At 62.8% G+C, this 5518-nt stretch carries 5 protein-coding genes; all 5 read left to right on the top strand.

Annotation, left to right across the window (positions count from 1 at the left end; genetic code table 11):
- The first annotated feature begins 44 nt into the window (after nucleotides 1–44).
- Complete coding sequence (locus ACXRVY_RS15695) at nucleotides 45–833, top strand: class II aldolase/adducin family protein (protein WP_223460736.1); 789 nt, start codon at nucleotides 45–47, stop codon at nucleotides 831–833.
- A 289-nt stretch (nucleotides 834–1122) separates the two neighbouring features.
- The gene (locus tag ACXRVY_RS15690) at nucleotides 1123–1770 is read left to right on the top strand and encodes a TetR family transcriptional regulator C-terminal domain-containing protein (RefSeq protein ID WP_223460734.1); all 648 of its coding nucleotides are present in this window, start codon (nucleotides 1123–1125) and stop codon (nucleotides 1768–1770) included.
- A 93-nt stretch (nucleotides 1771–1863) separates the two neighbouring features.
- Complete coding sequence (locus tag ACXRVY_RS15685; RefSeq protein WP_223460733.1) at nucleotides 1864–2580, top strand: response regulator; 717 nt, start codon at nucleotides 1864–1866, stop codon at nucleotides 2578–2580.
- A 5-nt stretch (nucleotides 2581–2585) separates the two neighbouring features.
- Nucleotides 2586–3359: a substrate-binding periplasmic protein gene (locus ACXRVY_RS15680; protein ID WP_458237712.1), complete on the top strand. Its 774-nt coding sequence runs from the start codon at nucleotides 2586–2588 to the stop codon at nucleotides 3357–3359.
- Nucleotides 3356–5518 (top strand): ATP-binding protein (locus ACXRVY_RS15675; protein ID WP_458237711.1); only part of this gene is annotated, 2163 nt, incomplete at its 3' end. The genes ACXRVY_RS15680 and ACXRVY_RS15675, both read left to right, overlap by 4 nt.

Here is a 5518-nt window from a genome sequence, read left to right as displayed (position 1 = left end):
GCCTTACTGTCTGCCCCAGCCGATCAGCCTGGAGAACCACAAGAATGAACAACATCGCCACCCACCGGGCACCCGAACGCAGCGCCACCGAGCAGCGCCTGCGTGAGGAACTGGCGGCCTGTTACCGTTTGATTGCGCACTTTCGCATGACCGATCTGATCTTCACCCACATCTCGGTGCGCATTCCGGGGCCGGAGCATCACTTTCTGATCAACCCTTACGGGCTGATGTTCGACGAGATCACCGCGTCCAATCTGGTAAAAATAGACCTCGATGGTCACGCCGTGGAGCCGTCGCCGTACCCGGTCAACCCGGCCGGTTTCGTGATCCACAGCGCCGTCCATGGCGCCCGCAAAGATGCGCAATGCGTGCTGCACACCCACACCAGATCCGGGTGCGCGGTGGCGGCGTTGAAGTGCGGGTTGTTGCCGGTCAATCAGATTTCCATGGAGTTCTATGGCCGCGTTGCCTACCACGACTACGAGGGCGTGGCGCTGGACCTGAGCGAGCAGCAACGGCTGGTGGCGGACCTGGGCGACAAGCCGGTACTGATGCTGCGCAACCATGGTTTGCTGACCCTCGGCGAGACGGTGAGCCAGGCATTCCTGCGCATGTATTACCTGGAAAAGGCTTGTGAAATTCAGTTGGCCGCGCAAGCCGCCGGGGAAGTGGTACTGCCTTCACACGAAATCTGCGCGCATACCGAGCGGCAGTTCAATGATCCGGGGCGTCCGTTGGAGGAGGGTGAACTGAGCGATCCCGATGCCATGCAACTGGCCTGGGCGGCGTTGTTGCGAATGCTGAATCGAGTTGCGCCGGGTTACCGCGACTGATCCAGATCCTATGTTGTATGGACTGACCTCATCGCGAGCAAGCTCGCTCCCACAGTGGTTTGGGTTGTTCGCAGATCTTGCGTACACCCACAAACCCTGTGGGAGTGGGTGTACGCAAAACCCGCGAACAACCGAGATCCTGTGGGAGCGTGGCTTGCCCGCGATGGGCGCGCCACGGTCTACCAGACTGCCAACTGACTGGAGAAATGGCCCGCTCTTGCTGTACAGTCGTTCAGCCCGCCGCTAACCCGTGTGGGCCTGAACGATTCAACCAAGGAGCGTGTCGCCGATGAATCAGGAAGCCCGTTTTTCCCGCATGGAACCGGAGTTGCGCAAAGCCAACCTGATCGAGGCGACGCTGGTGTGCCTCAAGCGTCATGGTTTCCAGGGCGCGTCGATCCGCAAGATTTCCGCTGAGGCCGGGGTCTCGGTGGGGCTGATCAGTCATCACTATTCCGGCAAGGACGAACTGGTGGCCGAGGCCTACATGGCGATCACCGGGCGAGTGATGACCCTGCTGCGCGACGCGATGGAGCAAGCCGCTCCGAATGCCCGGGAGCGCTTGTCGGCGTTTTTCCGCGGTTCGTTTTCCGCCGAATTGCTCGATCCGCAACTGATCGATGCCTGGCTGGCGTTCTGGGGCGCGGTGAAAACCGCCGAGGCCATCAACCAGGCCCACGATCATTCCTATGGCGAGTATCGCGGCATCCTGCGCAAGGTGCTGGCGGAAYTGGCCCGGGAGGAGGGCTGGGAAAACTTCGACGCCGACCTCGCGGCTATCAGCCTCAGCGCCTTGCTCGACGGCTTGTGGCTGGAGTACGGGCTGAACCCGGGTACCTTCACCCCGGAGCAGGGCATCCAGATTTGCGAGGCCTGGGTCGATGGTTTGCAGGCCGGCGGACGCCAGCGCTTTTGCGTGCAGACGAGCGACTGTTGATCAGTCGTTCAGCAATCGATACTCTCTGGCGCCGATGCAGGAAAACACTCTAATAAGAAACTGGCCCCCCGGGCCTATGCCGGACACCAAGCGATGACTCCTCGGGTATTGATCGTCGATGACGATCCGCTGATTCGCGATCTGTTGCACGCCTACCTGTCCCAGGAAGGCTACGACGTCCATTGCGCCGCCACGGCGGAACTGGCGGAAACCTTCCTGGCCAGCCAGAGTGTCGACCTGGTAATGCTCGACATCCGCCTGCCGGGCAAGGACGGCCTGACCCTGACCCGTGAGCTGCGGGTGCGGTCGGAGGTCGGGATCATCCTGATCACCGGGCGCAATGACGAAATCGACCGCATCGTCGGCCTCGAATGCGGCGCCGATGACTACGTGATCAAACCCCTCAATCCAAGGGAGCTGGTGTCCCGGGCGAAAAACCTGATTCGCCGGGTACGTCATGCGCAAACGCCTGCGCCTGCCGTCGCGGTGGCCAAGCCGGTCAAGCAATTTGCCGACTGGTCACTGGACACCGACCGCCGTCGCCTGATCGATGCGTCGGGCAGCGAAACCCTGCTGACCCACGGCGAATACCAGTTGCTCAGCGTGTTCCTGCGCAACAGCGGCCACACCCTCAGCCGCGATCAGTTGATGGACCAGATCCGCAACCGCGAATGGGTGCCCAACGACCGCTCCATCGACGTGCTGGTCGGGCGCCTGCGCCGCAAGTTGCACGACGACCCGGCCGAACCGCAGTTGATCATCACCATTCACGGCGCCGGTTACCTGTTCACTGCCTGCGTGGCGGCCTGAAGCTGATGGCGCGATGGCTCTGCCTGCTGGCGATGCTGGTGGCCGGCCATGCCGTCGCGGCGGACAAGGTTCGCTATTGCGATTACCCGGTGTACCCGCCGATCTCCTGGAGCGACGGCAAGCAGGTGCGCGGCCTGGCGCCGAGCGTGGTGAAAAGCCTGTTTGGCCAGTTGGGTTACGAGGTCGAGATAGTCGTGCTGGGCAACTGGAAACGCTGCCTGCTGGACGCCGCCGAAGGCCGGGTCGATGTGGTGCTGGCCTACAGCACCGCGCAACGGGAGCAAAGCATGCTGTTCTCGACGGTGCCGGTATTGCGTGAAGAAGTGGCGCTGTTCATCAACCGCCAACACCCGGTGAAATTCGAACAACTGGACGATCTGGCCCATTACCGTGGCGGCCTGTTGTTCGGCGAGAGCTACGGTGTGGAGTTCGATCGCATGGTTGCGCACAACAACAATATCGAATGGGTGTCCGACAGCCACCAGAACTTCGGCAAGCTGATTCGCGGGCGCATCGATTTCATCACCCAGGAGCGACGCACCGGCCAGTTGTACGTGGAAAACCTGCCCGGCGGCCAGGACATCGTTGCCTTGCCCAAGGCATTGAGCGTGGACTATCTGCGGGTCGCTGTGTCGCGGCGCTCGCCCTTGGCCACTCGCATGCCCGAGATCAATGCGCAGTTGCAGCGCATGGTCGATGCCGGTGACRTCGAGCGCTGGCTCAACGAGAGCGAAGTGACCTACCGCGACATGATCAACCTGCCGGCAGATGCGCAATGATTCGCGCGCGCCCCGGTGGACTGTTGCGGCGCCTGTTGCTGTTCATTCTGTTGTTCAGCCTGTGCTTCACCGTGCTGGCCAGCAGCGTGCAACTGTACATCGAGTATCGGCGGGAAATGCGCGACATCGATTCGCGCATGGAGCTGATCCGCGCCGGCTACCTGGCCAGCCTGGAACGCAGCCTCTGGGATTTGAACCAGGAGCAGTTGAACGTGCAGTTGCGCGGGCTGGTGGACTTCTCCGACGTCGCGCGGGTGCACTTGACCAGCGCCGATTTCGACCTGGTACAGGGCAATCCAACCCCGGCGGGACCGCTGCGTATCGAGCGCTTTGCCCTGGACTATCAGCCGCCGTCCGGCCCGCTACGTAACCTTGGCGAACTGGAAGTGAGCACGGATCTGGGCGCGGTGTACCAGCGTCTCTACGCCACCGGTTTGACCAGCCTGTTGTGGATGGCGGTGTTTCTCTGCGGTCTGGCCGTGGCGCTGTCAGGATTGTTTTATCGACTGGTGACCCGGCACCTGAAAGTCATGGCCGAGTTTGCCCGGCGCATCGCCGCCGGTGAATGGCAGGAACCCCTGCACCTGGACAAGCGCCGCGGCAGCGACGAAATCGACACCGTGGCCCATGCGCTGGACGACATGCGCCGGGCGATCCTGCGGGACATCGAGCGCCGGGAAACCGATCGCCTGGCCTTGCAGGACAACCGCGATGAATTGCTGAAAATGGTCGAGCGCCGTACCGCCAGCCTGATGCGCGCCAAAGACGAGGCGGAAGCGGCCAACCTCGCCAAGTCGCGGTTTCTGGCGACCATGAGCCACGAACTGCGCACGCCCCTCAATGGCATTCTCGGCATGGCCGAACTGCTGCGCGGCGCGCGTCTGGATGCCCGGGACGGCAAACGCCTGGACGCCTTGCACAAGGCCGGTGAAGGCTTGCTGACGATCCTCAATGAAGTGCTGTATTTCGCCAAGCTGGAGGAGGGCGTCAGCCATCCCGAGCCGGTGGATTTCTCGCTGCGCCAGTTACTCGATGAGGTACTGACACTGTTGGAACCGCGAGCGCTGAACAACGATACGATCCTCAGTTGCCGCATCGATCAGCGCATTGCCGAACATCATCACGGCGCCGAGCAATTCCTGCGCCAGGTGCTGAGCAACCTGCTGGCCAACGCGATCAAGTTCACCGAAGGCGGCGAGGTCAGCGTCGAGGTCGCGCTTCTCTGCGAAACCGGCGAACGGGCGGGGCAGCGGCTGCGGGTCAGTGTCACTGACGACGGCATCGGCATTGCCCCTTTGATGCAGGCGAAGATTTTCGAGCGTTTCACCCAGGCCAGCGAAGAAGTCGCCCAGCGCTTTGGTGGCACCGGGTTGGGGTTGGCGATCTRCAAACATCTGGTGGAGCAGATGGGCGGCTGCATCGGCGTGGACAGTGAAGTGGGGCGCGGCAGTTGTTTCYGGTTCGAGCTGTCCTTGCAGCCGGCCAGCGGCGTGGCTGAGGCCCCGCCGGTTCGCGCGGCGGGGCCGGCACTGAACATCCTGGTGGTCGAAGACGTGGCGCTCAACCGCGAAGTGGCCAAGGGTTTGCTGCAGCGGGACGGTCACCGGGTATGGCTGGCCGAAGAGGCAGAGCAGGCGTTGCAACACTGCGCGGCGCGGGCTTTCGACCTGCTGTTGCTGGACGTGCATCTGCCGGGCATCAGCGGAGTCGAGTTATGCCGGCAGATCCGCAACAGCGATGGGCCGAATCGCCACACCCGCATCTTCGCCCTGACCGCCAGCGTGCAGCCGGCGCTGGTGCGCGGTTATCTGGAGGCCGGCATGGACGGTGTCCTGGCCAAGCCCTTGAAGCTGGAAAACCTGCGCCAGGTGCTGGAAGGTCATGCGCCGGTCGCCGAGTCGCTGCTGAGCGACGAGGCAATGGACTGGCCGTTGTTGCAGACCCATCGCAACCTGCTCGGCGAGCAAAAGGTCCAGGGCCTGCTGTCGGTACTGCGCGACTCGATTCTGCAACACCGCGATGCGTTGAATGAAGCCATGGCCGCCGATGACTGCACAGAGATCGCGCAACTGGCGCATCGTCTGGCTGGCAGTTGCGATTCTCTGGGCTTTCGCTCACTGGCCGCGACGCTCAGGGCGCTGGAGACGTTGGCCCTGGGC

Source organism: Pseudomonas sp. P5_A2_2, from assembly GCF_054177685.1.
The sequence above is the reverse complement of the archived record's forward strand: the minus strand, read 5'-3'. Positions and strand labels throughout refer to the sequence as shown.